The following is a 23,957-nucleotide window of genomic DNA, read 5'->3' as shown; positions in this document are numbered from 1 at the left end:
GCTGGTAAGGGGCGGGTAAAGGCACGGCGCAACGCCGGGCGATCAGCCGCGGTACTGTTCAAACAGGCGGCACATGCTGGAAAACACATGCGCGCGGATTTCCGGGGTTTCCATCAGTACCTCGTGCTGGGCACCCTTGATCAGGTCCAGCTCGCCGTCTGGCCAGCGCGCCATCCGGTCGTGGATGGCCTTGGTGTCGACGATCTGCTCCTCCGAGCCAGCAAAGGTGATGCAGGGCAGGGCAGGCGAGGGCTGCCCGGCCAGCCAGGCGCAGTCCTGCAGGCTGACGCGCAGCCATTGGACGGTGGGGCCGCCAAGCGCCAGATCGGGCTGTGCAGCCAGTTGGGCATGCATCATCCGGTACATGTCCGGATCAGTGGTCAGAGTGTTGCCCTCGAACGGCGTGATCTGCACATATTGTTCCAGCGCCGTGGTCGGCAGCAGCAATTTGTCCAGCCGCAAAAACGGCGCAACGCCGCTTAGAAAACTGGCCAAGGGGCGCAGCAGCGGTGGGATCTGGATGCCCCACATCGGGCCGGTAAAACAGCAGGCGTTGACCTTCAGCCCCTGCATCAGCGCGCGCAATCCGATGGCGCCGCCCATGGAGTGGCCGACCAGAAACCAGGGTTTCGGCAGATCCAGCTGCTCGGCCAGCCCAGTCAGCGCCTGCACGTCCTTCTGGAAATCGCTGAAGTCTTCGACATGGCCCAGGCGGCGCTCAGCCAGGGTCCGGTCCGCCAGCCCCTGACCGCGCCAGTCCACGGTGAGGGTAGCAAATCCGCGATCCGCAAATTCCGCCGCGGCCAGCCCGTATTTTTCGATGTATTCAGTACGGCCGGGGAACAGCAGGACCGTGCCCTTTGCCGCTCCTTCCGGTCGCCAGTGGCCCGCGCGGATACGCAGGCCGTCCGAGGTGTGCACCCAATGGGCCGCACCGCCCGCAGGCCCCTGCGCGATATCCGCAAACAGGGGGGCGGACTGCGGCTCCACCGGGGCGCCGTCCATCAGGACAGGGCCGAGGCCAGCTTCATCGCGGTGCCCATGTCACCATCGATGGTCAGCTTGCCGGACATGAAGGCAGCGGTGGGGTTAAGGTCACCCTCAAGGATCGACTGGAACGTGTCGGCGTCGGCTTTCATGGTGACATCGGTGTCTTCGTCGCTGACGCGGGCGCCTGCGCCGTCAAGCACGATGGAGCCCAGCCCCTCAATCTCGAATTTTGCGGAGGCGTCAAATTCGCCTGCGTCCAGTTTGCTGTTCAGGGTCTCTGCCGCTTGTGCCAGGGTATCGCTCATGTCCGTCCTCAATCTGTTTTGCGCGCTTCATAGCACAAATCTGTGAAGCATTTGCATCCAATACTGGAATTTGCCGCGCGCTGGATTACACTGGGGGCATCATGCTGGCAAATCTCCCAAAGCTCAAAGCTATCGTGGCGGCAACGGCAGTCACAGTCACGTATTCCTTGCCTGGGGCCGGCGCGGCACAGCAGCATTCCGCCGATGCGCTGCTGCAGGATCTGGCCGTGTCGGAACTCTCCGAGGCTGCGGCCATCGACCGCGAGCTGCAGGCGCTTTGGGCCAAAAGCGGCTCGCCTGCGATGGATCTGCTGCTGCGGCGCGGCACCGACGCGCTGGAGCGCGGCGATTTGCAGCAGGCAGCGGAACATCTGACCGCGCTGACCGATCATGCGCCGGAATTTGCCCGCGGCTGGTACGAACGGGCCCGCGTCTATTTCGCGCTGGGGCTTTACGGGCCTTCGGTGGCGGATCTGGAACGCGCGCTGGCGCTGAACCCGATGGATTACAACGCGATCTACGCGCTGGGCGCCCTGTTCGAGCAATTCCGCAATCCTGAACGCGCCTATCAGGCCTATCAGCGGGCCAAGGCTATACATCCGCACCACGAGGACGTAAGCAGCGCCCTCGAACGATTGGCGCCCTTGGCCGAGGGCCGGGAACTGTAAGCCCCATCGGGGCGGGGGCTGAAGCAATGGCAAGCGCATCGCGGATCGTGGCCGTTCTGGGCCCGACCAATACCGGCAAAACCCATTACGCCATTGAACGGATGCTGGGCTACCGCACCGGCGTCATGGGCTTTCCGCTGCGGCTTCTGGCGCGCGAGGTCTATGACAAGGTGGTGGCGGCGCGCGGGCCGTCGGTGGTGGCGCTGGTCACCGGCGAGGAACGCATCGTGCCGCCGCGCGCGAAATACTGGATCTGCACGGTGGAGGCGATGCCCGAGGGCATGGGCTGCGACTTCCTGGCGATCGACGAGATTCAGCTTTGTGCCGATCCCGAGCGCGGCCATGTCTTTACCAACCGCCTGCTGCGCGCCCGCGGCACGCTGGAGACACTTTTCCTGGGCGCCGACACCATGCGGGGGCCGATTTCGGCGCTGGTGCCCGGGGTGGAGTTCCACCGCCGCGAGCGGCTGTCGGATCTTGTCTATGCAGGTTCGAAAAAGATAAGCCGGATGCCGCCGCGCACTGCAATTGTCGGGTTTTCGGTTGATAATGTCTATGCGATTGCCGAGCTGATCCGCCGCCAGAAGGGCGGCGCGGCGGTGGTGATGGGGGCGCTTAGCCCCCGCACACGCAATGCCCAGGTGGAGCTGTATCAGAACGGCGAGGTGGATTACCTGGTCGCCACTGATGCCATCGGCATGGGGCTGAACCTGGATATCGACCATGTGGCGTTTTCTTCGACCCGCAAATTCGACGGCCGCCGGATGCGCGAGCTGGCCCCGAATGAGCTGGCGCAGATCGCCGGCCGTGCAGGCCGCGGGATGAGCCATGGCACCTTTGGTGTGACCGGCGATGCGCGGCCCCTGGACGAGGGCACGGCGTCTGCGATCATGAACCACCAGTTCACGCCGCTGAAAAAGCTGAACTGGCGGTCTGCGGATCTGCAGTTCGGCACGGTTGAGGCGCTGATCCACTCGCTCGAATCAAGCCCTTCGGACGAAAACCTGATCAAAGCGCGCGAGGCGGATGACCTGGGCGCGCTGAAAATGCTGTCGCGCGAATCCGCCGTGATCTCGCGCACCACCAACGCGCAATCGGTGAAACTGTTGTGGGATATCTGCCGGATTCCCGATTTCCGCGGCATCTCCCACGCCGAACATGCCTCGCTTCTGGGGGTGATTTTTGAACATCTGCAGGGCGGCGGCGTGGTGCCGGACGACTGGATGGCCCGCCAGATAAAGCGAATTGACCGCACCGACGGCAACATCGACACATTGTCCAAGCGGCTGGCATTTATCCGCACGTGGACTTATGTCGCGCAAAGGAATGGCTGGCTGCGTGACGAAAGCCATTGGCGCGGAGAGACGCGCGCTGTAGAAGACAGGTTGTCAGATGCTCTGCACGAGCGCTTGACGCAAAGATTTGTGGACCGGCGCACGTCTGTGCTGCTGCGCCGGCTCAAACAGAAGGAGGCCCTTTTGGCCGAAGTGAATGACAAGGGTGAAGTGACGGTTGAAGGCGAATTCGTCGGCCGTCTCGAGGGGTTCCGGTTCAGCCCGGACAAAAGCGCGCAGGGTGCCGAGGCCAAGGCCTTGAAGGCGGCCTCGCTGCAGGCGCTGGCGCCGCAATTCCATCTGCGTGCGGACCGGTTCTATAACGCGCCCGATACCGAGATCGATTACACCGAACAGGGCGGCCTGATGTGGGGCGAACATGCGGTGGGCAAACTGGTTGCCGGCGCCGACGCGCTGACCCCGCAGATCGAGGTCTTTGTGGACGAGTCCGCCGGACCGGATGTCGCCCAGAAGGTGGAACGCCGCCTGCTGCATTTCATCACCCGCAAGATCAACGCGCTGTTTGAGCCGCTGCTGGCCTTGCAAAAGGACGAAGAGCTGACCGGCTTGGCCCGTGGTTTTGCGTTCCGCATGGTCGAAAACCTTGGCGTGCTGCCGCGTGCAAGCATCGCGCAAGAGGTGAAGGACCTGGACCAGGACGCCCGCGGCGCGCTGCGCAAGCATGGCATCCGTTTCGGCCAGTTCACCATTTTCATGCCGCTCTTGCTGAAGCCCGCGCCGACCCGTCTGCGGCTGGTGCTGTGGTCGCTGGCCAACGGTCTGCAGGATTTCCCCGAATCGCCGCCTCCCGGTCTGGTCACGGTGCCCTCCGCCAAGGACGCGCCCGACGGCTATGACACCATGTCCGGCTACCGCGCGGCGGGTGAACGGATGATCCGCATCGACATGCTGGAACGCCTGGCCGACATGCTGCGCGGCGAAGACAGCCGCGGCGGCTTTGAAGCCAAGGCTGACATGCTGTCGATCACCGGCATGACGCTGGAGCAGTTCGCCGACCTGATGCAGGGTCTGGGTTACAAGGCCGAAAAGGGCGAGCGCCAGAAGGTGAAGCCGGTTGCGGCGGAAGCGGAAGCGAAACCTGCTGAAGATGCAGAAGCCAAGCCTGCTGAAGCAGCTGGTGACGCGGCACCTGCAACGGAAGAGCCGGCTGTTGAAGCTGCGGATGCAGCACCCGCTGAAGACGCCGCTGCCGAAGCTCCCGCCGCTGAGGCCGAGGCCTCACCTGCTGAAGACACGGCACCTGCACAAGACACGGCACCTGCGGAAGATAGTGCAGAAGCCAAGCCCGAAGCGGCTGCTGAAGCGGATGCTGCTGCCGAACCGGAAATGGAAGTCTTCTTCACTTTCACCTGGGGCGGCAACCGGGGCGGACGCCAGGGCGGCCAGCGCCAGCAGAACCGCCGTCCGCAGGGCGACGGCAAGCCGGCAGGCAAGGGCAAACCGCGCGGCGCCAAAGGCGGCGACCGCGAAGGCGGCCCGCGCGGCAAACCGGGCCGCAAGGGCGGTCCGCGTCAGGATCAGGGCGCCAAGACCTATTCCGCGCGCCCTGCCAGGAAGGAAAAGCAGATCGACCCCGACAACCCCTTTGCCGCCGCGCTGATGGGGCTGAAACAGGGCGACTGATCCTGCCATGACCGAGGGCGCGCCCAAGATCCGCATCGACAAGTGGCTATGGCATGCGCGGTTTTTCAAAACCCGCAGCCTGGCTGCAAAACAGGTCAGCGCGGGCCATGTGCGTCTCAACGGCACCAAGACCTTGAAACCGGCTCAGAACGTCACCCCGGGTGACGTTCTGACCTTTGCCCAGGCCAAAGTGATCCGCGTGGTGCGGGTCGAGGCCATCGGCGAACGCCGCGGCCCCGCGCCCGAAGCCCAGGCACTGTACTTCGATATGACGGAAAAGCAGGAAAAAATTCCGGCCAATCCCAGGTTCGAAGGAAAAGGCCGGCCGGACAAAAAAGCCCGCAGAGCGCTTGATCTTACTCGCAAGCAGGATACCCTTTGACGGCTTGAAGCCGTCGCCGGTCTGGATTAGCTAGGCGCAAACGGAAAACGGGACTCGGTATTATGACCTATGTCGTGACGGAAAACTGCATCGCCTGCAAATACACCGACTGTGTCGAGGTATGCCCGGTGGATTGCTTTTACGAGGGCGAGAACACCTTGGTGATCCACCCCGACGAATGCATCGATTGCGGCGTTTGCGAACCGGAATGCCCAGCAGATGCAATCCGCCCGGATACCGAGCCGGACATGGACAAATGGGTCGAGTTCAACCGCAAATACTCTGAACTGTGGCCGGTCATCGTCTCCAAGAAAGACCCGATGCCGGGCTACGAGGAACGCGACGGCGAAGAGGGCAAGATGGAGAAGTATTTCTCCGAAGCGCCCGGCGAAGGCGGCTGATTCTCTGCCTGATAGGGGCGATGCCGCAAATTTGCGGGAAACCGCCGCATCGCATGGGGTTTTAACGGACCCTGATCTGCAGGCCGCCTTTCGGGCGGCCCTTTTTTGTGGTATGCTTAAAGGGCAAAAGACATAAACAATCGGAGTCCGCCCCTGGCGCACGCCAGCAGTGGTGCGCAGATTGGGCGGTATTTCTGCGGATAAAATGTCCTGGGGGCTGGTCAAATCAAACTGACCGGGGCCGGGCATTTTGTTCGCTAAAATGCCGGAGCCGCCCGGCTATGAGTAAGGAATAACCTGTATGACCAAATCGAAGAAGCTCGAATTCCGCCCTAATGAGTATGTTGTCTACCCGGCGCATGGCGTGGGCCAGATCATCTCGATCGAGGAGCAGGAAGTGGCCGGCTTTGCGCTGGAGCTTTTCGTGATCACCTTTGAAAAAGACAAGATGACCCTGCGGGTGCCGACCAACAAGGCAACCGAGGTGGGGATGCGCTCGCTCAGCTCGCCGGACGTGATTGCCCAAGCGATGAAAACGCTGAAGGGCAAGGCCAAGGTCAAACGCGCCATGTGGTCGCGCCGCGCCCAGGAATATGAGCAAAAGATCAACTCCGGCGACCTGATCTCGATCGCCGAAGTGGTGCGCGACCTGCATCGCACCGACGACCAGCGCGAACAAAGCTACTCCGAGCGCCAGTTGTATGAGGCAGCCCTTGAGCGCCTGACCCGCGAAGTTGCAGCAGTATCCGGCAACGACGAGATTGCGGCCGCCAAGCAGGTGGATGAGGTTCTGACCTCCCGCGTTGCAGCATAAGCATCTGCAATAGTCAGTCATTGAAAGGCCGTGCCCCTCGTGGGCGCGGCCTTTTTCATGCGACGGTCCGGCTCAGCTGCAGAGTGCGAGAAGCGTGAGCAGGCCGGCAATCTCGGCGATTTGCTGGGCTGCCCCCAGAATGTCCCCGGTCTGGCCGCCGATCCTGGCCTTGGCCAGCGCCCCCAAACCCAGGGCAGACGCACCCATGGCCAAGGCCGCAGGCCACGCCGCAGCGCCAATCAGCGGCAGCGACAGGACAATGGCCAGCAGGGCTGCCAGAAAACAGGGCAGGGCGCGGGGACGGCCCACGGTTTGCGACAGTCCGGCGGCGCGCGCGTTTGGCAGTGCCAGCATCAGCGCCGGCATTACTGCCCGGCTCAGCATTGCCAAGGCCAGCAGCGGCCAGGCGCCTGCTGCGGCGATCAGCGCCGCCAGGGCGCTCCAGCGCAGGCCGAACCCAAGGATCAGGGCAATCACGCCATAGGCGCCGATGCGGCTGTCCTTCATAATCTCCAGCCGCCGGTCCCGGGTGAACCCGCCCCACAGCCCGTCGGCAGTATCGGCCAGCCCGTCCTCATGCATGGCGCCTGACAGCATCACCTGAACCGCCAGCGCCAGTCCCGCGGCGACCGCGGCGGGCAGGTTCATGTGCAATGCAAAAGATGCAACCAACGCCGCCGGCAGGCTGACGGCAAGCCCGGCCAGCGGAAACGCCCAGACCGCCTTGGCCTGCCGCTGAAAAGCCGTCGCAGGCAGATGGGGCAAGGGCAGCCGGGTCAGCAGAACCAGCGCCAGCAGGATGTCATTTGCCTGGATGTCGTTTTTTCGCATTTACGGGCCTATTGCGGGGCTTGCGGCACTGCCGTCAGCCGTTAAACAGATTGCCATCCGCTTTATCCGCGTCCCGCGCCCAGATGCAACGAGGCTTTCACATGCTGCCACAGCTTTCCTCTCTTGATGATTTTCGCGCCGCACTGGCCAGTGCGCCCGCGCAGGACCAGGCCGCATTGGACGGTGCGGCTGCGCGCAACACCCAGCTGACCAAGCCGCCCGGTGCCTTGGGCCGGTTGGAGGAGCTGGCCATCTGGTACGGCGGCTGGCGCGGCAGCGATAGGCCGGAAATCACCGCACCGCAGGTGATCGTCTTTGCCGGTAACCACGGCGTGACGGCACAGGGCGTCTCGGCCTTTCCGCCGGAAGTCACCGCCCAGATGGTGATCAACTTCGAACACGGCGGCGCGGCCATCAACCAGCTGGCCAGGCTGGCCGGCGCCCGCATGGACGTGCATGCGCTGGAGCTGGAGCGCCCGACCGCCGATTTTACCCAAGGGCCCGCGATGAACCAGATTGACCTGCTGGCTGCGCTGCAAACCGGCTGGGAGGCGGTGGACCCAAGCGCTGACCTGCTGGTGGTCGGCGAAATGGGCATCGGCAATACCACCCCTGCCGCCGCCCTGGCCTGTGCGCTGTTCGGCGGCGAGGCGGCGGATTGGACCGGGCGCGGCACCGGTGTGGATGAGGCGGGGCTTGCGAATAAAATCCGCGTGGTGGCCGAAGGCGTTGCACTGCATCAGGGCAGGGTCAACGATGGGCTGGATGCGCTGGCCTGCCTGGGCGGACGCGAAATTGCTGCCATGGCGGGCGCCATTGCTGCCGCGCGCGTGCTGCATATCCCGGTGATCCTGGACGGATTTATCTGCTGCGCTGCAGCGGCCTGCCTGATGCAAACCGCAGACGGTGCGCTGGACCACGCAGTGGCCGGCCATCAAAGCGCCGAGGGGGCGCATCCGGCGCTGCTGGCGAAGCTGGGCAAGCAGCCGCTGTTGTCGCTGGGCCTGCGTCTGGGCGAGGCCTCCGGCGCGGCGCTGGCGATCCAAGTGCTGAAAGGCGCCGTCGCCTGCCACAGCGGCATGGCGACCTTTGCCGAGGCGGGGGTGACGGACGGCTGAACAGCCCCGTCCAGATCTTTTCCGCAAGGCCCGGATTCACCCCGGGCCTTTGGTCATTCGGCGGCTTTGGTGGACTTTTTTCGTTTGCGTTCGGCCATCTCAAAAATTGCGCTTTCGATGGCTTTCTCCAGCTCCCGGGCGCGGTCTATATAGGCCGGGTTCTGGCTGGCGGGCACGCCAGGGATCCAGTGCTGGGCAAGGTCGCGCAGGTTGGCACGGTCATGCGCATAAAAGGTCTGCGCCGCCTGCGCGGCCTCATATTCGCTTAGGCCGACGTTCTCCAGCACATAGCGGCCTGCACGCACCGAGCTGTCGAACATCTCGCGCACGATGTCATCAGCGCCGGCTTTGTACAGCTCATAAACATGGTTGCGGTCCTTGGCGCGGGCGATGATGTGCAGCTCCGGATAGGCCCGGCGCACATAGGTCACCATCTTGACCACGCCTTCCGGGTCATCCAGCGCCACCACAAAAACCTTGGCCTTGGCAATGCCGGCGGCTTTCAGCAGTTCCGGCCGGGTCGGGTCGCCAAGGAAGCTTTTGACCCCGAAACGGCGCATCAGCTGCACCGCCTCCATATCATGGTCCAGCACCACGGTTTTGAAACCGCTGGCCTGCACCAGCCGGTTGACGATCTGGCCGAAACGGCCGATGCCCGCGATGATCACCGGCCCTTCCTCGTCAATCTCGTCGGGTTCATGCTCCTGCCGGGCGTCACCCATGCGTTTTGACAAAAGGTCATAAGCGATGAACAACAGCGGGGTGATCAGCATCGACAAGGCAATCACCAGCAAAAGCTTTTCTGAAAGCGCCGCCGGAATCACGTTCAGCTGGGTGGAAAAAGCCAGCAGCACAAAGCCGAACTCGCCGGCCTGGGCCAGGCTGAGGGTGAACAGCCACAAGCGGCGGCGGCGCAGGCCAAAGGCACGGCCGACGGCAAACAGCACCGCCCCCTTGGCAAAGATCACCAAGAGCGCCAGACCGATCAGATCGCCAGGGTCGGCCAGAAACTGGCGATAGTTGATGCCGGCGCCGACGGTGATGAAGAACAGCCCCAAAAGCAGCCCCTTGAAGGGGTTAAGGTCGCTTTCCATCTCGTGCCGGAATTCGGAGTTGGCCAGCACCACCCCGGCCAGAAAAGCGCCAAGCGCCGGGGACAGGCCGACCAGTGTCATCAGGAAGGAGATGCTAACCACAATCATCAGCGCCAGGGCTGTGTACATTTCACGCAGGTTGGAGGCGTGAATGAACCGGAACAGCGGCCGCGTCAGGTAAATACCCGCCAGGATGATAAAGGCGATGGCGGCCAGGGTGACCAGCGCCACCGCCCAGCCGGGCAAACCATCCACCAGCGACAGCGACCCGTGACCGCCGCCATGGCCGTCTGCGCCATCCCGGATGATGGAGCCATCGGAGGCAAACTGGGGGATCGCATAGCTGCCCAGCAGCGGCAGGAAAGCGAGGATCGGGATCACCGCGATATCCTGGGTCAGCAGCACCGAAAACGCAGAACGGCCGCCGCCGGTGCGCATCAGCCCCTTTTCCGACAGCGTCTGCAGAACAATCGCCGTGGAAGACAGCGACAGCGCCAGCCCGACCGCCAGGCTGACATGCCAGGGTTCGCCCGCGGCCATGGCTGCGCCCATCAGAACAGCGGTTGAGGCCGTGACCTGCATGCCGCCTAAGCCGATCAGCTTATCCCGCATGGCCCAGAGGGCGCGCGGTTCCAGCTCCAGCCCGATCAGAAACAGCATCATCACCACGCCGAACTCGGCGAAGTGGCGCAAATCCTCGGTTTCGGTGCCGGTCAGGCCAAAGATCGGGCCGATGGCAATGCCCGCGGCCAGGTACCCCAGAACCGAGCCAAGCCCAAGGCGCGCAGCCAGAGGCACCGCAATGACTGCGGCGCCCAGATAAATGGTTGCTTGGTAAAAAAACTCTTCCATATTTCAGGTATCGCGCGCCTGCCGGTGCCTTGGCAATGGCTTTGCCGGCCGCGGTGGTCTGTTACGGCAATCCGGTGCCTGCCAGCAGCAGTCATTGACGGATTTTTGTGCGGGTTTGCTATTCTCCGGGACCGCTATTGTTCGAGCAGGCGAATCTCTTCACTCAGCTTGCCGATCCGGTCCAGCCGCCGCGAAATCCGTTCCTGGAAGCCGCCCAGCTGATCAATGATATCAGCCAGTGTTTCGCCGGAATCGGTCAGCCGTGCACTTTCGATCTTAAGCAGCACCCGGGTGGAGCTGAGACCAAGAAAATGCCGGTGCATGATCTGGCAGGCGCTGGTGATGCGCGCGGCTTCTTCATCCACCTCTTTCATGCCGTCCTGCGAACGCTTGACCTGGTCTTTTACCAGGTCGCCCAGGATCCCGCGTTCGGTTTCCATATCGGCCTCACCCAGGTCGCGGCGTTCCTTTTGCAGCTGATTGTCGCATTCGACCAGAATACGCGCCATGCCCTCGACAAACAGGCTGCTGTTCACCGAAGCCTTGATTTTGGCGAAATTGCTGTTCTCGCCCATCACATGGGCGCCGAACCAATCCGACATCTCGCGTGACATGGACCCGTAGTTCTGCGACAGCACCGTGACCGGGCCGCCCGAAGGTTCAATCCGCGACGCCAGCACCCGCAGGTTATGCGGGATCGTGTGCATTGCGTCGAAATCTGTGATCAGCCCTTCGGTTTCTTCCACCAGGGTTTCAGCGTTGCGCAGCATGCCCGTCAGCTCTTGGATCCGGGCGTGGGGCGGCTGGTTCAGGCCCTTATCGCGCGAGATCAGTTCCTGGCTCAGCGCGTGAGCGGCAAACTGGTGGTAGTTCTCGTAGCCCTGGCCGTTCAGCCAATCGAGCAGATATTGCGCGCTGTCCTCCGGGGTGACGTCCTCTTCGGTCTCCCGCTTGAGCATTGTCGCATAGAGATTGCGCACCTCGGCAAACAAGGCGCTGCTTGGCTTGATGCGGGCGGAAAGATAGCCGTCCTGGCAGGGCACCACCACGGCAAATACCCAATAATACAGCCCGTCCTTGGACTTGTTCTTGACGTAGGCACCCATGAATTCGCCGCGCTGGATGGTGTCCCAGAACAGTGAGAACACCCCCTTGGGCATGTCCGGATGGCGGATCACCTTGTGCGGGGCGCCGATCAGCTCGTCCCAAGTGTAGGCGCCAACCCGGCGGAACACATAGTTACCGGCTTGGATTATACCGCGGTCGTTGGTCCTGGAAAAGAACACCTCATTGAGGCCAAACGGCGCTTCGCCGCTGGTCGGACGCGTTTCAATTCGGCGGTCAACAATAGACACAGCACGTTCCACTTTCGGTTACAGAATTCGTTAGTGCATCTTTACCGCCAATTCCTTCCCGGATGGTTAAGTCGGCAGTGGCGCATCGCGTTTTAATTGTGCCATTACGATCTGGCTCTGGACCCTGGAAACAGCGGGATGGGGCAGCAGGATGCCGTGGATGAGCGTGTTCAGCGCCTCCAGATCGGCGCAATAGACGCGCAGAAGGTAATCGGCCTCTCCGGTCATCGTCCAGGCCGAGGTGATTTCCGGCTGGCTGGCCACCAGCCGGGCGAACCCCTTGGATTGTTCGGGGCCGTGACTGCCCAGATGAACCTGCACAAACCCCTGCACCGACAGCCCCAGCCTGGCGGGGTCAAGCCGGGCCGAATACCCTTGGATATACCCTTCTGCCTCCAGCCGCTGCCGCCGCCGCCCGGCCTGGCTGGGGGAAAGGTTGAGCATCTCGCCCAATTCCTGCGCGGTGAGATGGGCATTTTTCTGAAGCGCTGCAAGCAGCTTGGTATCTGTTGGGTCCAGCATGCGTGTTTTTTCCATTTTTGGCCACCATGGCGCGAATGATACGCGTACTTCAAGTTTCCGGTGCGAAACAACGCGGAAAACCTGCGCCGGATATGCGGTATTCTTGATGCAAGAATTCACCTGGCTTCCCGCATGATCCGAAGGAGACACGCAATGGGTCCGTTCCCGCATAACGCCCCGAAATCCGAAATCACCCCGGAAAACCCGGCTGGCACCGATGGTTTTGAATTTGTTGAATTTGCCAGCCCCGACCCGGACGAGCTGCGGGCGCTGTTCACCCGTATGGGCTATGAGCTGACCGGCCACCGCAAGGACCAGCCGCTGGTGGAGCTGTGGCAGCAGGGCGACGTCACCTATATCCTGAACGCCGACCCCGAAAGCTTTGCCGCGAAATTCGTAGAGGAGCACGGGCCCTGCGCCCCGGCGATGGGCTGGCGGGTTGCGGATGCGCAAAAGGCGTTCGGACACGCGGTGTCCAAAGGCGCCGAGGCCTATGACGGGCCGGGCAAAGTGATGGACGTGCCTGCGATCAAGGGGATTGGCGGCTCTCTGATCTACTTCATCGACCAGTATCACGACACCTCGCCCTACAATGCGGAATTCACCTGGCTGAAACAGTCCAAGCCGCGCGGCGACGGGTTCTTCTATCTCGATCACCTGACTCACAACGTCTACAAGGGCAACATGGACAAGTGGTTCAAGTTCTACGAGGAGCTGTTCAGCTTCAAGGAGATCCGTTTCTTTGACATCCAGGGCAAGTTCACCGGCCTTCTCAGCCGCGCGCTGACCTCGCCCTGCGGCCGCATCCGGATCCCGATCAACGAGGACCGCGGCGAAACAGGTCAGATCGTTTCATATTTGAAAAAATACAACGGCGAAGGCATCCAGCATATCGCGGTCGGCTCGGACGACATTTATGCCAGCACCGATGCAATCGCGGAAAAGGGCTTGAAGTTCATGCCTGGCCCGAACGACGCCTATTATGAGATGTCCAAAGAGCGGGTGCAGGGCCATGACGAACCGCTGGAGCGGATGAAGAAACACGGTATCCTGATCGACGGAGAAGGCGTGATTGACGGCGGCGAAACCCGGATCCTGCTGCAGATCTTCTCAAAAACCGTGATCGGGCCGATCTTCTTTGAATTCATCCAGCGCAAGGGCGATGACGGCTTTGGCGAGGGCAACTTCAAGGCGCTGTTTGAATCGATCGAGCGCGAGCAGATCGAAAACGGCGAGATCCAGGCCGCGGAATAAACAACCTGAGAAACGGAAAAGGCCGGTCCTGCCATGCGGGTCCGGCCTTTTTGCGTGCGGCGGCAAGACGACCTGCAACAGGCCCATTCGCCGGAACTGCAGTTTTATGAGTTGATTGCGGGAAGGGAAGGGCTTGATCCTATCCCTTGGGCATTTCCAGGGTGCGGTTGCGGCCGCCTTTCTGGTACTGCAGCCGGCTTTCACCAATGGCAATCACCCGGCCGCCGTCGATACGGTCGCCGACCTGCACCTTTTTGTATCTGCCCGAGGGCAGCCGGACCAATGCGCGGCGGTCCGAGGCGGTGCCATAAACTCCGATCAGGTTCAGCTTGCGCAGATTGATGGCGTTGCTGACGGTGGCGCGGCGGGCAACCGATGCGGCTGTCGGGATGCGGGGTGCCGCCGCGGCTGCAGCGGCGGGCACGGCAGCGGCGGTCTGCACCTGGTTCTGCGGATTGCGCCGGGCGCGGTCGACCAGATTGGCGAAATTGGCGGGTCTGGCACGCGGAACAGCCGAGGCGGCGATGGCTTGGGCTGTGACCGGCAGCTGCTCTTCCCCGGCGGGCTTCAGGCTGGCGGGGCGCTGGCGCGGGCGCATGCCGGCCAGTTCTGTCCGGCTGAGACCGCCAAGCTGTGCGCGTTCCACCTGTTCCTCCAGATCTGCAGGCCGCGCCTTGGGGCGTTTGCGCGACAAGACCTGATTGCGGGCCACTTCTTCGGCCAGCGCTTCGGCGGCGGGGTCGCTGCGATCCGGCGCGGGCGGCGGCACTTTCTTCGGACGGCCAAGGTAGACGGTGATGCCATCGGGATTAAGCGTGCCTTCGGGGCTGGCCTTGACCAGCCCGCGCGCGTCCAGATCAAACGCAGACCCTGCTGCGGCAGGAGAGGCAACGGCGCCGGGTTCGTCATCCCCGGCAAAAGTTTCCGGCTGCGGCAGGGCCACCGCGTCGGCGGCAATCTCAGTGCGGTCAACGGACGCCGTGTAAAGCTCGTCCAGGCGGGGCGCGGCGGGGATGCCTCCCAGGCCGGGGGCAACCGGCCAGACCCCGGTTGCGGCATAGCGCGCGGCCTGGGCCAAGTCATCCAGCGGCTCTGCAGTCAGAGACCCAGCCGGCGCCGGGGCCGGTTGGGTGTCCTCAGCACCGCCAGGCTGCAGGGCGGAAGGGTCCAAAAAGGCGGTGCCGGTGCCTTCTTCGGGCAGCTTCACACCATCAGCGGCGGCTTCATCCTCGACCGAAGGGAGCACGCCTGTGCCGCCGGCCTCAGCCAGGGTGGTGTTTTCCTGCGATTTACCCTCTGCCGGCGTTGCGCCGGTCTCCTGCAGCCCGGGATCGGGCTGGTCCGCCAGGACGCTCACCTGCGGAGCGATGGCGGCAGGGGCGGTTTCTGAACCGGGGCTGCCTGCCGCAGGCGCGCGCGCCGGCTGGGGGAGACCTTCCTCCGGCTGCCCGTCTTCGGAGCTGACCGCAGGGGCGGGTGCCAGGCCGGGATCCTGATCCGGGGCTGCGGCAAAAAATCCGCCTTCGCCAAATATTGCCCAGACCGCAACTGTTGCCATGAACAGCAGCAGCACAGCTGTCAGGATTACCCCAAGGTAGCGCGGCTTGCCTTTGGCGGCCTTTTCGGGGGCCGGGGACTGTGGCGCCGCGGGCGCGGCGGCTGCCGGGGTGCTGTCCCGCAATGCTGCCGGCGCTGGCGGAATTGGCAAAGGAGAAGCCGCACCAGTTGGCAACGGAGCAGGCGGTATTGGCAAATGGGCCGCCGGAGTGTCCGCGGTGTCAGGTTTCCGGACCGGAATTGCTGCGCCGGCCGGCTTCACGGCTGCTGGAGCTTTTGGCACTTGGCGCCCGGTGGCCAGCGGAGCGGAGGCTTGTGCGGACGGCGCGGATACGCTTTCAACAGAGGCTGCCTTGTCCTCTTGGCTGAGAGGGCCTGAAACACCTGGCAGCGGCGCGCCAGAAGCGCCAGAAGGCGGCGAAACAAGCGGTGGCAGGCTTGCAGGCTCCTCGGCCCCGGCTGTCTTGGCAGACGGCGGCACCGGAGTGTCCTTGGGGGCAGCCAGCGGCGCGCTGTCCCGCTCAGGTGCTTGTTTGGCGGCGGCAGCCATATCTTCTGCCTCAGCAAGAACCGCCGGTCCTGCTGGATCTGCCAAGGGTTCCGTAATAGCGGCAATTGCTGCCGGTATTGCACTGTCTTCCGCCAGTGCTAAGGCGGCTGGGTCATCCGCGTTGTCTTCGGTCAGGAGGACTGGCAGTGCTGCAGGCCCGATCACCTTTACCACTGTATCGTCCGGCTCAACCTCGGTGCCGCGGATTGCCCGGGTGGTGCCAAAGAACGGCTCTCCCGGAAAACCGTTGTTTTCCGGCGCCGCAACAAAACTGACCGGGCCGAACCCGTGTTCGACTGCAAAGGTCTCGGCCTCGTCCAGGGTTTCCAGCGCCACCGCCGCAACATGGGTCCGGCTGCCCTCGATGGCGATATCAAAGGCCAGCTCATCCACCGGATAAGGCGTGGCCCCTTCCAACGCCTGCCGGGCCGCTTCAATCCGCGCCTCGGCAGGCAGATCACCGGTCTCGGCGGTCAAATAGCGGATCTGATCGTCGGGCAGGATCAGCTTGCAGAAGATGCCGCCGGGCGCCAGCTGCAGCGCATCCGCGCGCATTGCAGCCAGTGCCGCAGGCAGGTCTTCAGTGTTGAACGGCGTGCTGGCCACACTGCGCCAGCCGTCTTCAGCGCGAAATAGCAGCGCAATGCCGTCAGCGGAAAGTGAAAGAGCAAAAGCCGGTTTCATGCCTTGGGTCAAACCATCAAAATCCATACTGCCCGGGGCCGCCTGACGGGCCCGGTGTTTTGACGCGGACCTTAAAGCAGGAACCTGCCGAGTTAAAGGAAAAGACGTCTGCCAGGACTTGCAGGCGGCAGTTTGCCATCCCCATCTAGAAGGCATTGCAAAAGGAGCTTTTCCGTATGAAGGCAAAGAAAATTCTGGCAGCCGCGCTGATGCTGTCGATGAGCGCCGGGACCCTGGCGGCAAGCGGGACCGCGGCGTTGCGCCAAATCACCGTGAACGGCGAAAGCACGCTGCAGTTGGCGCCGGAACTGGCGACAATCACGCTGGGTGTCACCGAGGAGGCCGAAGAAACCGCCGCCGCAATGGCCGCCGTATCTGACGCAATGGGCGCGGTGATTGGGCGGCTGAAGGACGGCGGTATTGCCGCCGAGGACATGCAGACCCGGCAGATCTCAATGCATCCGGTCTGGTCGCAGGACCGGTCTTATGACAGCGGCGGCCGGCGTGAGATCACCGGCTTTCAGGCCTCGAACACCCTGATGGTGCGGGTGCGCGACCTGGACCGGCTTGGCCCGGTTCTGGATGCGGTGCTGACGGCTGGCGCCAATCAGTTCCAGGGGCTGAGTTTCGGGGTGGCAGATCCGTCTGCGGTCACCGATCAAATCCGCGGTGAAGCCGTCAAGGATGCAATCCGCAAGGCGCAGCAGCTGGCAGACGCGGCGGGCATGGAGCTGGGGCCGGTACGCTCGATCAATGAACACGGCAGCGGTGGCGGACGTCCGATGATGGCGATGGAAATGGCCCGCAGCGACGCGATGCCGATTGAGGCCGGCGAGCTGACCTTCAGTCATAACGTCTCGGTCGTTTTCGATATGACCGTGCCCGGCAGCGAGTAAATCGCGTAAAAAGGAAAGGCCGGGCAGGGCGCCCGGCCTTTCTGTTGAATGGCGGTTGGCCTGCTCAGCCGCAGGCTTTGGCCAGCGCCTGGTCCAGATCACGGATCAGATCGTCTGCATCCTCGATCCCGATGGAGATACGCACCACGTTCGGGCCGGCGCCTGCAGCTTCCTGCTGCTCGGGTGACAGCTGCCGGTGGGTGGTCGAAGCCGAATGGATGATCAGCGAGCGGGTGTCGCCGAGGTTGGCCACATGGCTGAAGATCTCCAGCGCATCCACCAGTTTGATACAGGCCTCATAGCCGCCCTTGACGGCGAAGGTGAACAAGCCGCCGGTGCCCTTGGGATAGCAGGCCTGGGCACGCTCGTAATAGGGAGAGGAGGGCAGGCCTGCATAGGTCACGTAGTCAACGCGGCTGTCGTTCTCGAGCCAGGCGGCGATTTTCTCGGCATTCTCGCAGTGTTTCTGCATCCGCAGGGACAGCGTCTCAACCCCCATCAGCGTGTAATGCGCCCCTTGCGGGTTCATCGTCATGCCAAGGTCGCGCAGGCCGATGGCAATGCTGTGGAAGGTATAGGCGAGCGGGCCGAAGGTCTCGTGGAACTTGAGGCCGTGATAGGCGTCCTCGGGGGCGGACAGAGACGGGAACTTATCGTTGGCGGACCAATCGAAGTTGCCGCTGTCAACGACGCAGCCGCCGGTTACGGTGCCGTTGCCAGTCAGGTATTTGGTGGTGGAGTGCACCACCAGCGTCGCGCCGTGGTCAATCGGCTTGCACAGGTAAGGCGTGGCTGAGGTGTTGTCGACAATCAGCGGGATGCCTGCGCCATCGGTGATATCCGCCAGGGCGCGGATGTCGGTCACATAGCCGCCGGGGTTGGCGATGGATTCGCAGAATACCGCGCGGGTGTTTTCGTCGATCGCCGCGTTCACAGCGTCCAGATCGTCGGTGTCGACGAATTTGGCCGACCAGCCAAAGCGTTTGATGGTCTGGCTGAACTGAGTGATGGTACCGCCGTAAAGCCGGGTCGAGGCGACCACGTTGCAGCCCGGTGCCATCAACGGGAACAGCGCCATGATCTGCGCTGCGTGGCCCGACGAACAGCAGACCGCACCAACGCCGCCTTCCAGTGTTGCCAGACGTTCCTGCAGCACCGCGACAGTGGGGTTGGTCAGGCGCGAATAGATGAAACCGACTTCCTGCAGATTGAACAGCGCGGCGGCGTGTTCGGCATCGCGGAACACATAGGCGGTGCTTTGGTAGATCGGCGTCTGCCGCGCGCCGGTGGCCGGGTCCGGCTTGGCGCCGGCATGGATCTGCAAGGTGTCAAAACCGTATGTCGGAGCGTCGGTCATGAATGGGTCTCCCTGAAAGCTCTATTATTCCGGGCACACATCAGCATGGCTGCGCTGGGAAGGCAATTGCGGGAATGCCGCAGCAAAAGGCTCCCGCCCGCCGCGGCCCCTGGCGGTGCCTGCGCCCGTTGGGCGGGGCGCCATGCTGCGCATGGCGCGCGCCGCGCGCAGCGCGGCGCCGGACCCAACTGCGAAGGGCCTCTGCCAGAGGCCCGTGAGCGGGCGGGAGCCCGGCGTTCTCCAAGACCCGAAAGCCGTGGTCAGCGCATCCAGAAGCCTTCGGATTTGATCCGGTTGCGGATTGCCTGTTCGCGGCGCGGCAGGTTTGCACGGTCAAACAGCGCCCGCACCTTTTCACCGCGCCCCTGATAGACCATCCGCTTGATCGGCTCGTAGCCTTTCAGCACTTTCTTGAGCCGGTTCGGAGCAGTGATCTCCTGCAGCAACTCCACCACCCGGTCGCTTTCCCGCGCATAAAGCAGCGGAAACAGCCGGTAATGGCAGCTGGTCTGCCCATCCAGATAACCGGCAGGCAGCGCATTGCGCCCGCCGCCGAAGGAGTGGATCACCAGCGGCAGAACGATCTGGTCCAGCCAGGGCTCCAGCACCTGGCCAACCAGCTCAAGCGGCGGATCGTTGCGAACCGATTGCGCGTAGACCAGGAACCGCTTGCCAAAGGCGCGCGGGCAGGCGCCGTAAAAGAAACCTGCGTTGAAATAGAGATAGCGTTTCCAGTATTCATCCGGCTGGCCGAGGTCGAGACTGGACAGGAAGTCGAGGCCGAAGCGGCTGTAGAGCGATTGCCAGATGCCGCTGTAGCCTGGTCCGTACAGTGTCGGTTTCGGCCAAGTGCCTTCAACCCGCAACGACGCCGAAGGACGGCTGAAATCAAACGGCACATCCGCCAGCTCGCCGGTGATCAGCGTGTCGGTGTCAAAAAACACAAACGGCTCGCCCTTTGGCATCGCCTGCAATGCTTCGATCTTGTTGCCGTAAGGGTAGGCGGCGCCAAACAGCTTGCTCTCGAACGGCAGGATTTCTGCGCCAAGGTCCGCCAGCGCCTGCAGAACCTCCTGATTGCGAATGCCGGGGTCCTTCTCCCACAGCGGCCCTTGCTGCGGCATAGCCACAAACAGCCGTCCGGAAAAACCGGGCGAACAGTGGCGCAGAGAAGCGGCAAACAGCAGCGCCTCATACTGCAGCCGGCCGGCCTGGCCGACGATCATCACATTGAAGGGGGCATTTGCCATGGTTTTCCCCGTGTTCCGTCTCTTCCGGGCGGATAGGACTGCCTGATTGATTAGCTACAAGCCTGCAAGGCGCCGCGCAACCAGCCTGCAGACAATTTCAGACGGTCTGTGCCGCCAGAGGCGCAAACCGGGGAGAGACAAAGATGAATCACGTGATCCTGGCCCTTCTTGCGGCAACAGTGCTGCCCGGGGCACAGCCTGGTGTTCCGGAAGCTGCGGCTGCTTTGGAGGCGGTGCAAACAGCATCAGCCCAAACGGCACCGGCCGCTGAGCCGCAGCAGGCGACCGGGCGTTTTACGACTGCGCTGGAAGTGAAGCCGATTCTGGCCGCGACCCAGGCCAACTGGATCCATGTGCGCGAGTTCAATGGCCAGGATCTGCTCTATGTGACCCACCTGTGGTCCTGGCGCTGCGGGCTGGCGCAGGTCAAGCTGGGGGTGAACGGCAACCCGCCGGAAATCTGGCCGCTGCCGGACTGCCACCTGGAGGAAGGCTTTCCGAATATGATCAAGGATGAAGACGGGATGCCCTACCGCAGCTATCCTCTTGGTTCCATCCAGCAGATTGCGGTCGAGGTTACCTATGATGACCTGAGCACTGAAGAATTGGTTTTTGGACGCAACGGCCAACCCCAGCAGTGAGCCTGGCGCGGGGCCCTGCTCCTCAGGGCCCCCGGCGGCGGCAACGCAATCCAATGCTGCTTTGCGCGTTCCGCCTCGCAGAGGCAGGCCGGGCTAGGCCGGGCAGCCCGCCTGGCAGCAATCAGGGCGCAATCAGGGTGACGCCGGGCATCCGCTGGATGAGATAGAGATCTTCTTCGTACCGCTCGCTCATCTCCTCCACCAGCACGCTGGTCCAGCCGGGAAGGTCCAGCTCCTCCTCCAGCGCGTCTTCCATCGCAAACTTGTCCAGAAAGGCGGCGTAGACACGGCGTTTGTGGATTTCCGTAAGATCCGGGTTTTCTGCAAGATAGGCGCGCAGCCGCTCCATGCCGGCAGGCTGCATCAGGGTGGCCAGCAGGTCCATCCCGCCTTTGACCGGCGCATTGATCTCCATCCCGCCCAGGTCCCGCAGCACCTGGCCCCAGATCAGCGGCAGATCCTCATAGCACCAGACGGTGACCGGCATGCCAGGCGCCATATCCCGCATCTGCGCCAGCAGTCCGGACCAGCGCAGCTGCAGCGGGTCGCCGCCCTGCAATGCGTTCTGCACGATGGACCGGCTGGACTTTGCAAACATCGCGGGCAGGAATGTCGCCGGGTTGCGCAGCGCCATGAAGATTTCCGGCTGATCATAGGGAAACAGCGCCTGCAGCGCCTGCAGCCGGTGCCCGGCCTCCGGATACAGGCGTCCGTCCTGCAGCGCGTGCCGCGGCGAGCCGAAGAAATGCGGATTGGAGAGAATCACCCGGTCCGCCTGGCGGTCATCCAGGATCGCGTCCCACAGCACCTCCGGCGCGTCCTTGGCGGCGCTGCCGTTCTTCATCGCCGCCAGGCAGTCTTTCAGCAAGGACCGGTAGCGGCCGGGCCCTGGCACCGCGGTGCCCTGTTCCGACAAAGCGCCTGCATTTTTCAGCAGCGCCTTCAGCAGCAGATCTTCCTCAGTGGCATGCGCCCCGCAGTGAATGATGACCTGCATGATCCGACCTGTTTTTCCGGGTTTATTGCCTTCAGAAGTAATGCGCAGCAGCAGGGAGGTCAAACCTGCGGTTTGCGCTGTCTTTGCGCCGGGATTACGTTACGGGGGCTGCCGCACCTGCCGCGGCGGCCAGCCCCGGCTGACGGCGTTCCTATCGGAGGGCTGCTGCGTTTGGTTCTGTGCAGCCTGGCGGGAGGTTTTCGCAGATTCGCGATTTGAGTTTCAAACCGGCTTGACGGTCATTCTGTACTTTAGTACCAGTCGCCCAGCAGGCCCGGCGGGGAGATCTTTTCCATCGGACACGCTGGCTTCATGGTCGCGCGCCGGCTCCGGATCTGGACGCCTGTGATTGTGAGTGCCCCTATAGCTCAGCTGGTAGAGCAACTGATTTGTAATCAGTAGGTCCGCGGTTCGAGTCCGTGTGGGGGCACCATCTTTTCAAAGACTTAGGTGTGACGTTGTAGATTGCTCTTAGGGCCATTGAACTTGACCTATGCTGGCTTCGACCAAAGACCGACAAAATTCGTCTTAGGCACTCGGAGCAGCACCTTCAGTTAAGAAGGCTGGTGTTTACCTGAACTGTGGCTGACAGAGCCGCTGAGCCATCCGAAACAAGGTTGCGGCGGCGCATGCCGATGTGTTGCGGCGTCAGGCCTGTTTGCAGGCTGCGCTGTTCAATTTCGGGCGTCTTACGGAAGGGCCAGATCATGACTTGCGTATCTCGCTAGCCAGCAAGGCCCCAGCACCGGAAGCGACCGTAAGATCACCGGTGATATCGCCCAGGCACTTGGCTGCGGTTTGGGAGTGTTTAAATCCGGCTTGACCCTCCGAGAGGAAGTCTCTTGCGAGCACGATGGCCAGGAGGCTGTCTTAGACTTCGGGTACCGCTCATTTCTATTTCTCTGCGGCATGTGTGAACGGTCGCTGTTCCCTCTGCAAGGCAGCGTGAAATTTAACGCGATTGCGATGAAACGGCTTGCCCTTCTGCATTTATTGCCAGTGGCTCAGGTCCGGCCCGCACGCTCGATACTGCGGGCGAACTGCAGCAGCCGCGCATCTGCGCCCTTGGGGCCGGTGATATGCAGCCCGGCAGGCATTCCGTCCGACGAGGTGCCAAAGGGGATCGAAATGGAAGGCAGCTCCAGCGGCGGGGTAAGCGTTACGGTGCGCCAGTCCTCGGTCAGTTCGCTGTCACGCAGGCCGGCAGAGAAGGGCATCCCCGTGGCCGTGGGCCAGAGGGCAAAGTCGTAGCGCTCGAAAAAGCTGCTGACATCCGCCCAAACCGCGGCGCGGGTCTTCTGGTAGGCGGCCAGCTCCGCCAGGCTGCGTCCTTCGGCCTGGGCGCAGGCGGTGCGGAAACTTTCGCCTGCCAGGGCCATGTCCGGCTGCAGCTGCGTTTGGATCTGCAGCGCGCATTGGCCGCGGACAATTCCGCCATGCGCCAATAGCGGCGCCAGACCGGGGGCGTCCGCCGCCACCTGCCAGCCGAGGCGCTGGCACAGTGCCTCCGCCGGGGCAATCGCTGCCTGCACCGACGCGTCAACGCAGGCGCCAAAAGGGGACAGCGACAGGGCAACCCTGCCTGCGCTGCGGGGCGGCGCCTCTTCCAGGCCGGCAAGCCGCGGCAGGTCCTGCCAGAAGCCCAGCGGCTGGCGGGGTGTATTGCCCTGCATGGCTTCCAGCATCAGCACCAGATCGCGCACGCTCCGCGCCATCGGGCCGGGTACTGACAGCCCGTCAAACGGCGCCGGATTCGGGGCATAGGGAATTAGGCCCGGGGTTGGCCGGTAGCCCACGACACCGCACCAGGCGGCGGGCGTGCGGGTGCTGCCGCCCAGATCCGAGCCATCGGCCAGCGCCACCATGTTTGCCGCCAGCGCCGCCGCCGCGCCGCCAGAGCTGCCGGCCACTGTCTTTTCCGGGTTCAGCGGGTTGCGGGTGGTGCCGGCCACCAGATTGCTGGTCTGGCCGGAAAAAGTGAACTCAGGCGTGTTGCTTTTGCCGGTGATCACTGCGCCCGCTGCGCGCAGGCGGGCCACGTGCAGGGCATCATAATCCGGCACATGTTTTTCAAAGCTCCTAGACCCCCAGGTGGTGCGCAAGCCCTTGGTTTCAAAGCAGTCCTTGATGGCAACCGGCAGGCCGTGCAGCGGTCCGGCAAATGCGCCCGATGCCGCCATCGCGTCCAGTTCTGCGGCCCGCGCCTCTGCCGCGTCCCAGTCCCGGGTGACAAAGGCGTTGACGGTGCTGTTACGCGCCTCGGTCTGCGCCTTATGCGCGGCCAGAACCTCGCGGGCACTCAGGCTGCGGCTTCGCAGCCTGGCGGCCATGTCCTCGGCGGTAAGGGCGGTGATGTCGGTCATGCGGCAGGTTTCCGGTGCTGGCAGTTAAGGCACGCTTTCCAGACTAAAAAAACATGCCCGGCGGCTCCGTTCCGAACCGGCCGCAAAACCGTCTCTCA

Annotated in this window: 20 protein-coding genes and 1 tRNA gene; 10 read left to right on the top strand and 11 right to left on the bottom strand. The window is 63.2% G+C overall.

The genetic code is table 11. The features are described 5' to 3' along the window. Positions 1–42: 42 nt before the first annotated feature. Complete coding sequence (locus tag K3724_RS14000) at positions 43–1,005, bottom strand: alpha/beta fold hydrolase (protein ID WP_259986147.1); 963 nt, start codon at positions 1,003–1,005, stop codon at positions 43–45. Next, positions 1,005–1,295 carry an SCP2 sterol-binding domain-containing protein gene (locus K3724_RS13995; RefSeq protein WP_259986146.1) on the bottom strand — a complete coding sequence of 97 codons (291 nt, stop codon included), beginning with the start codon at positions 1,293–1,295 and terminating at the stop codon, positions 1,005–1,007. The genes K3724_RS14000 and K3724_RS13995 overlap by 1 nt, the downstream gene beginning before the upstream one ends. A gap of 101 nt (positions 1,296–1,396) precedes the next feature. Here K3724_RS13995 and K3724_RS13990 point away from each other — a divergent pair, with 101 nt between their 5' ends. From K3724_RS13990 to K3724_RS13970, 5 genes are all read left to right on the top strand, one after another. Further along, a complete protein-coding gene (locus K3724_RS13990; RefSeq protein WP_259986145.1) occupies positions 1,397–1,963 on the top strand; it encodes a tetratricopeptide repeat protein in 567 nt (188 codons plus the stop codon). 26 nt (positions 1,964–1,989) lie between these two features. Further along, positions 1,990–4,941, top strand: a complete 2,952-nt coding sequence (locus tag K3724_RS13985; RefSeq protein WP_259986144.1) for a helicase-related protein — start codon at positions 1,990–1,992, stop codon at positions 4,939–4,941. A 7-nt stretch (positions 4,942–4,948) separates the two neighbouring features. Further along, a complete protein-coding gene (locus tag K3724_RS13980; protein ID WP_259986142.1) occupies positions 4,949–5,323 on the top strand; it encodes an RNA-binding S4 domain-containing protein in 375 nt (124 codons plus the stop codon). 62 nt (positions 5,324–5,385) lie between these two features. Continuing rightward, complete coding sequence (gene fdxA, locus K3724_RS13975) at positions 5,386–5,724, top strand: ferredoxin FdxA (protein ID WP_024090808.1); 339 nt, start codon at positions 5,386–5,388, stop codon at positions 5,722–5,724. A 301-nt stretch (positions 5,725–6,025) separates the two neighbouring features. Then, the gene (locus K3724_RS13970) at positions 6,026–6,538 is read left to right on the top strand and encodes a CarD family transcriptional regulator (protein WP_024090807.1); all 513 of its coding nucleotides are present in this window, start codon (positions 6,026–6,028) and stop codon (positions 6,536–6,538) included. A gap of 72 nt (positions 6,539–6,610) precedes the next feature. On the opposite strand, the gene cobS is transcribed toward K3724_RS13970, so the two are convergent. Then, positions 6,611–7,369 (bottom strand): adenosylcobinamide-GDP ribazoletransferase, encoded by a 759-nt coding sequence (gene cobS, locus K3724_RS13965; RefSeq protein WP_259986137.1) that lies wholly within the window; start codon positions 7,367–7,369, stop codon positions 6,611–6,613. 101 nt (positions 7,370–7,470) lie between these two features. Here cobS and cobT point away from each other — a divergent pair, with 101 nt between their 5' ends. Further along, the gene (cobT, locus tag K3724_RS13960; protein WP_259986134.1) at positions 7,471–8,487 is read left to right on the top strand and encodes a nicotinate-nucleotide--dimethylbenzimidazole phosphoribosyltransferase; all 1,017 of its coding nucleotides are present in this window, start codon (positions 7,471–7,473) and stop codon (positions 8,485–8,487) included. 53 nt (positions 8,488–8,540) lie between these two features. Here cobT and K3724_RS13955 read toward each other — a convergent pair whose 3' ends face one another. The 3 genes from K3724_RS13955 to K3724_RS13945 all read right to left on the bottom strand — a co-directional run bounded on the left by K3724_RS13955 (position 8,541) and on the right by K3724_RS13945 (position 12,310). Beyond that, positions 8,541–10,433: a cation:proton antiporter gene (locus tag K3724_RS13955; protein WP_259986132.1), complete on the bottom strand. Its 1,893-nt coding sequence runs from the start codon at positions 10,431–10,433 to the stop codon at positions 8,541–8,543. Positions 10,434–10,567: 134 nt separating this feature from the next. Further along, on the bottom strand, positions 10,568–11,788 hold the full coding sequence (locus tag K3724_RS13950) for a PAS domain-containing protein (RefSeq protein WP_259986124.1): 1,221 nt from the start codon (positions 11,786–11,788) through the stop codon (positions 10,568–10,570). Positions 11,789–11,854: 66 nt separating this feature from the next. Next, positions 11,855–12,310, bottom strand: coding sequence for an Lrp/AsnC family transcriptional regulator (locus tag K3724_RS13945; protein ID WP_027259655.1), 456 nt, complete (start codon positions 12,308–12,310; stop codon positions 11,855–11,857). A gap of 153 nt (positions 12,311–12,463) precedes the next feature. Between K3724_RS13945 and hppD the strand changes: the two genes are divergently transcribed. Further along, the gene (gene hppD, locus K3724_RS13940; RefSeq protein ID WP_259986118.1) at positions 12,464–13,564 is read left to right on the top strand and encodes a 4-hydroxyphenylpyruvate dioxygenase; all 1,101 of its coding nucleotides are present in this window, start codon (positions 12,464–12,466) and stop codon (positions 13,562–13,564) included. A gap of 139 nt (positions 13,565–13,703) precedes the next feature. On the opposite strand, the gene K3724_RS13935 is transcribed toward hppD, so the two are convergent. Next, on the bottom strand, positions 13,704–16,355 hold the full coding sequence (locus tag K3724_RS13935) for a hypothetical protein (RefSeq protein ID WP_259986116.1): 2,652 nt from the start codon (positions 16,353–16,355) through the stop codon (positions 13,704–13,706). Between the two features lie 176 nt (positions 16,356–16,531). Here K3724_RS13935 and K3724_RS13930 point away from each other — a divergent pair, with 176 nt between their 5' ends. Beyond that, entirely contained in the window at positions 16,532–17,251 is a 720-nt protein-coding gene (locus tag K3724_RS13930) for an SIMPL domain-containing protein (protein ID WP_259986114.1), read from the top strand. A gap of 64 nt (positions 17,252–17,315) precedes the next feature. On the opposite strand, the gene K3724_RS13925 is transcribed toward K3724_RS13930, so the two are convergent. Together K3724_RS13925 and K3724_RS13920 are read right to left on the bottom strand one after the other, a co-directional pair. Next, a complete protein-coding gene (locus K3724_RS13925) occupies positions 17,316–18,608 on the bottom strand; it encodes an O-acetylhomoserine aminocarboxypropyltransferase/cysteine synthase family protein (RefSeq protein WP_259986112.1) in 1,293 nt (430 codons plus the stop codon). 260 nt (positions 18,609–18,868) lie between these two features. After that, entirely contained in the window at positions 18,869–19,858 is a 990-nt protein-coding gene (locus K3724_RS13920) for a hypothetical protein (RefSeq protein WP_259986110.1), read from the bottom strand. A 143-nt stretch (positions 19,859–20,001) separates the two neighbouring features. Here K3724_RS13920 and K3724_RS13915 point away from each other — a divergent pair, with 143 nt between their 5' ends. Beyond that, positions 20,002–20,499 carry a hypothetical protein gene (locus K3724_RS13915; protein WP_259986109.1) on the top strand — a complete coding sequence of 166 codons (498 nt, stop codon included), beginning with the start codon at positions 20,002–20,004 and terminating at the stop codon, positions 20,497–20,499. 121 nt (positions 20,500–20,620) lie between these two features. On the opposite strand, the gene K3724_RS13910 is transcribed toward K3724_RS13915, so the two are convergent. Continuing rightward, positions 20,621–21,496, bottom strand: coding sequence for a hypothetical protein (locus tag K3724_RS13910; protein ID WP_259986107.1), 876 nt, complete (start codon positions 21,494–21,496; stop codon positions 20,621–20,623). 357 nt (positions 21,497–21,853) lie between these two features. Between K3724_RS13910 and K3724_RS13905 the strand changes: the two genes are divergently transcribed. Continuing rightward, a tRNA-Thr gene (locus K3724_RS13905) sits at positions 21,854–21,929 on the top strand. Positions 21,930–22,500: 571 nt separating this feature from the next. Here K3724_RS13905 and K3724_RS13900 read toward each other — a convergent pair. After that, the gene (locus K3724_RS13900) at positions 22,501–23,859 is read right to left on the bottom strand and encodes an amidase (RefSeq protein WP_259986105.1); all 1,359 of its coding nucleotides are present in this window, start codon (positions 23,857–23,859) and stop codon (positions 22,501–22,503) included. Positions 23,860–23,957 lie beyond the last annotated feature (98 nt).

The sequence above is a fragment of the Leisingera sp. M658 genome (assembly GCF_025144145.1).
Lineage (GTDB): Bacteria > Pseudomonadota > Alphaproteobacteria > Rhodobacterales > Rhodobacteraceae > Leisingera.
The sequence above is the reverse complement of the archived record's forward strand: the minus strand, read 5'-3'. Positions and strand labels throughout refer to the sequence as shown.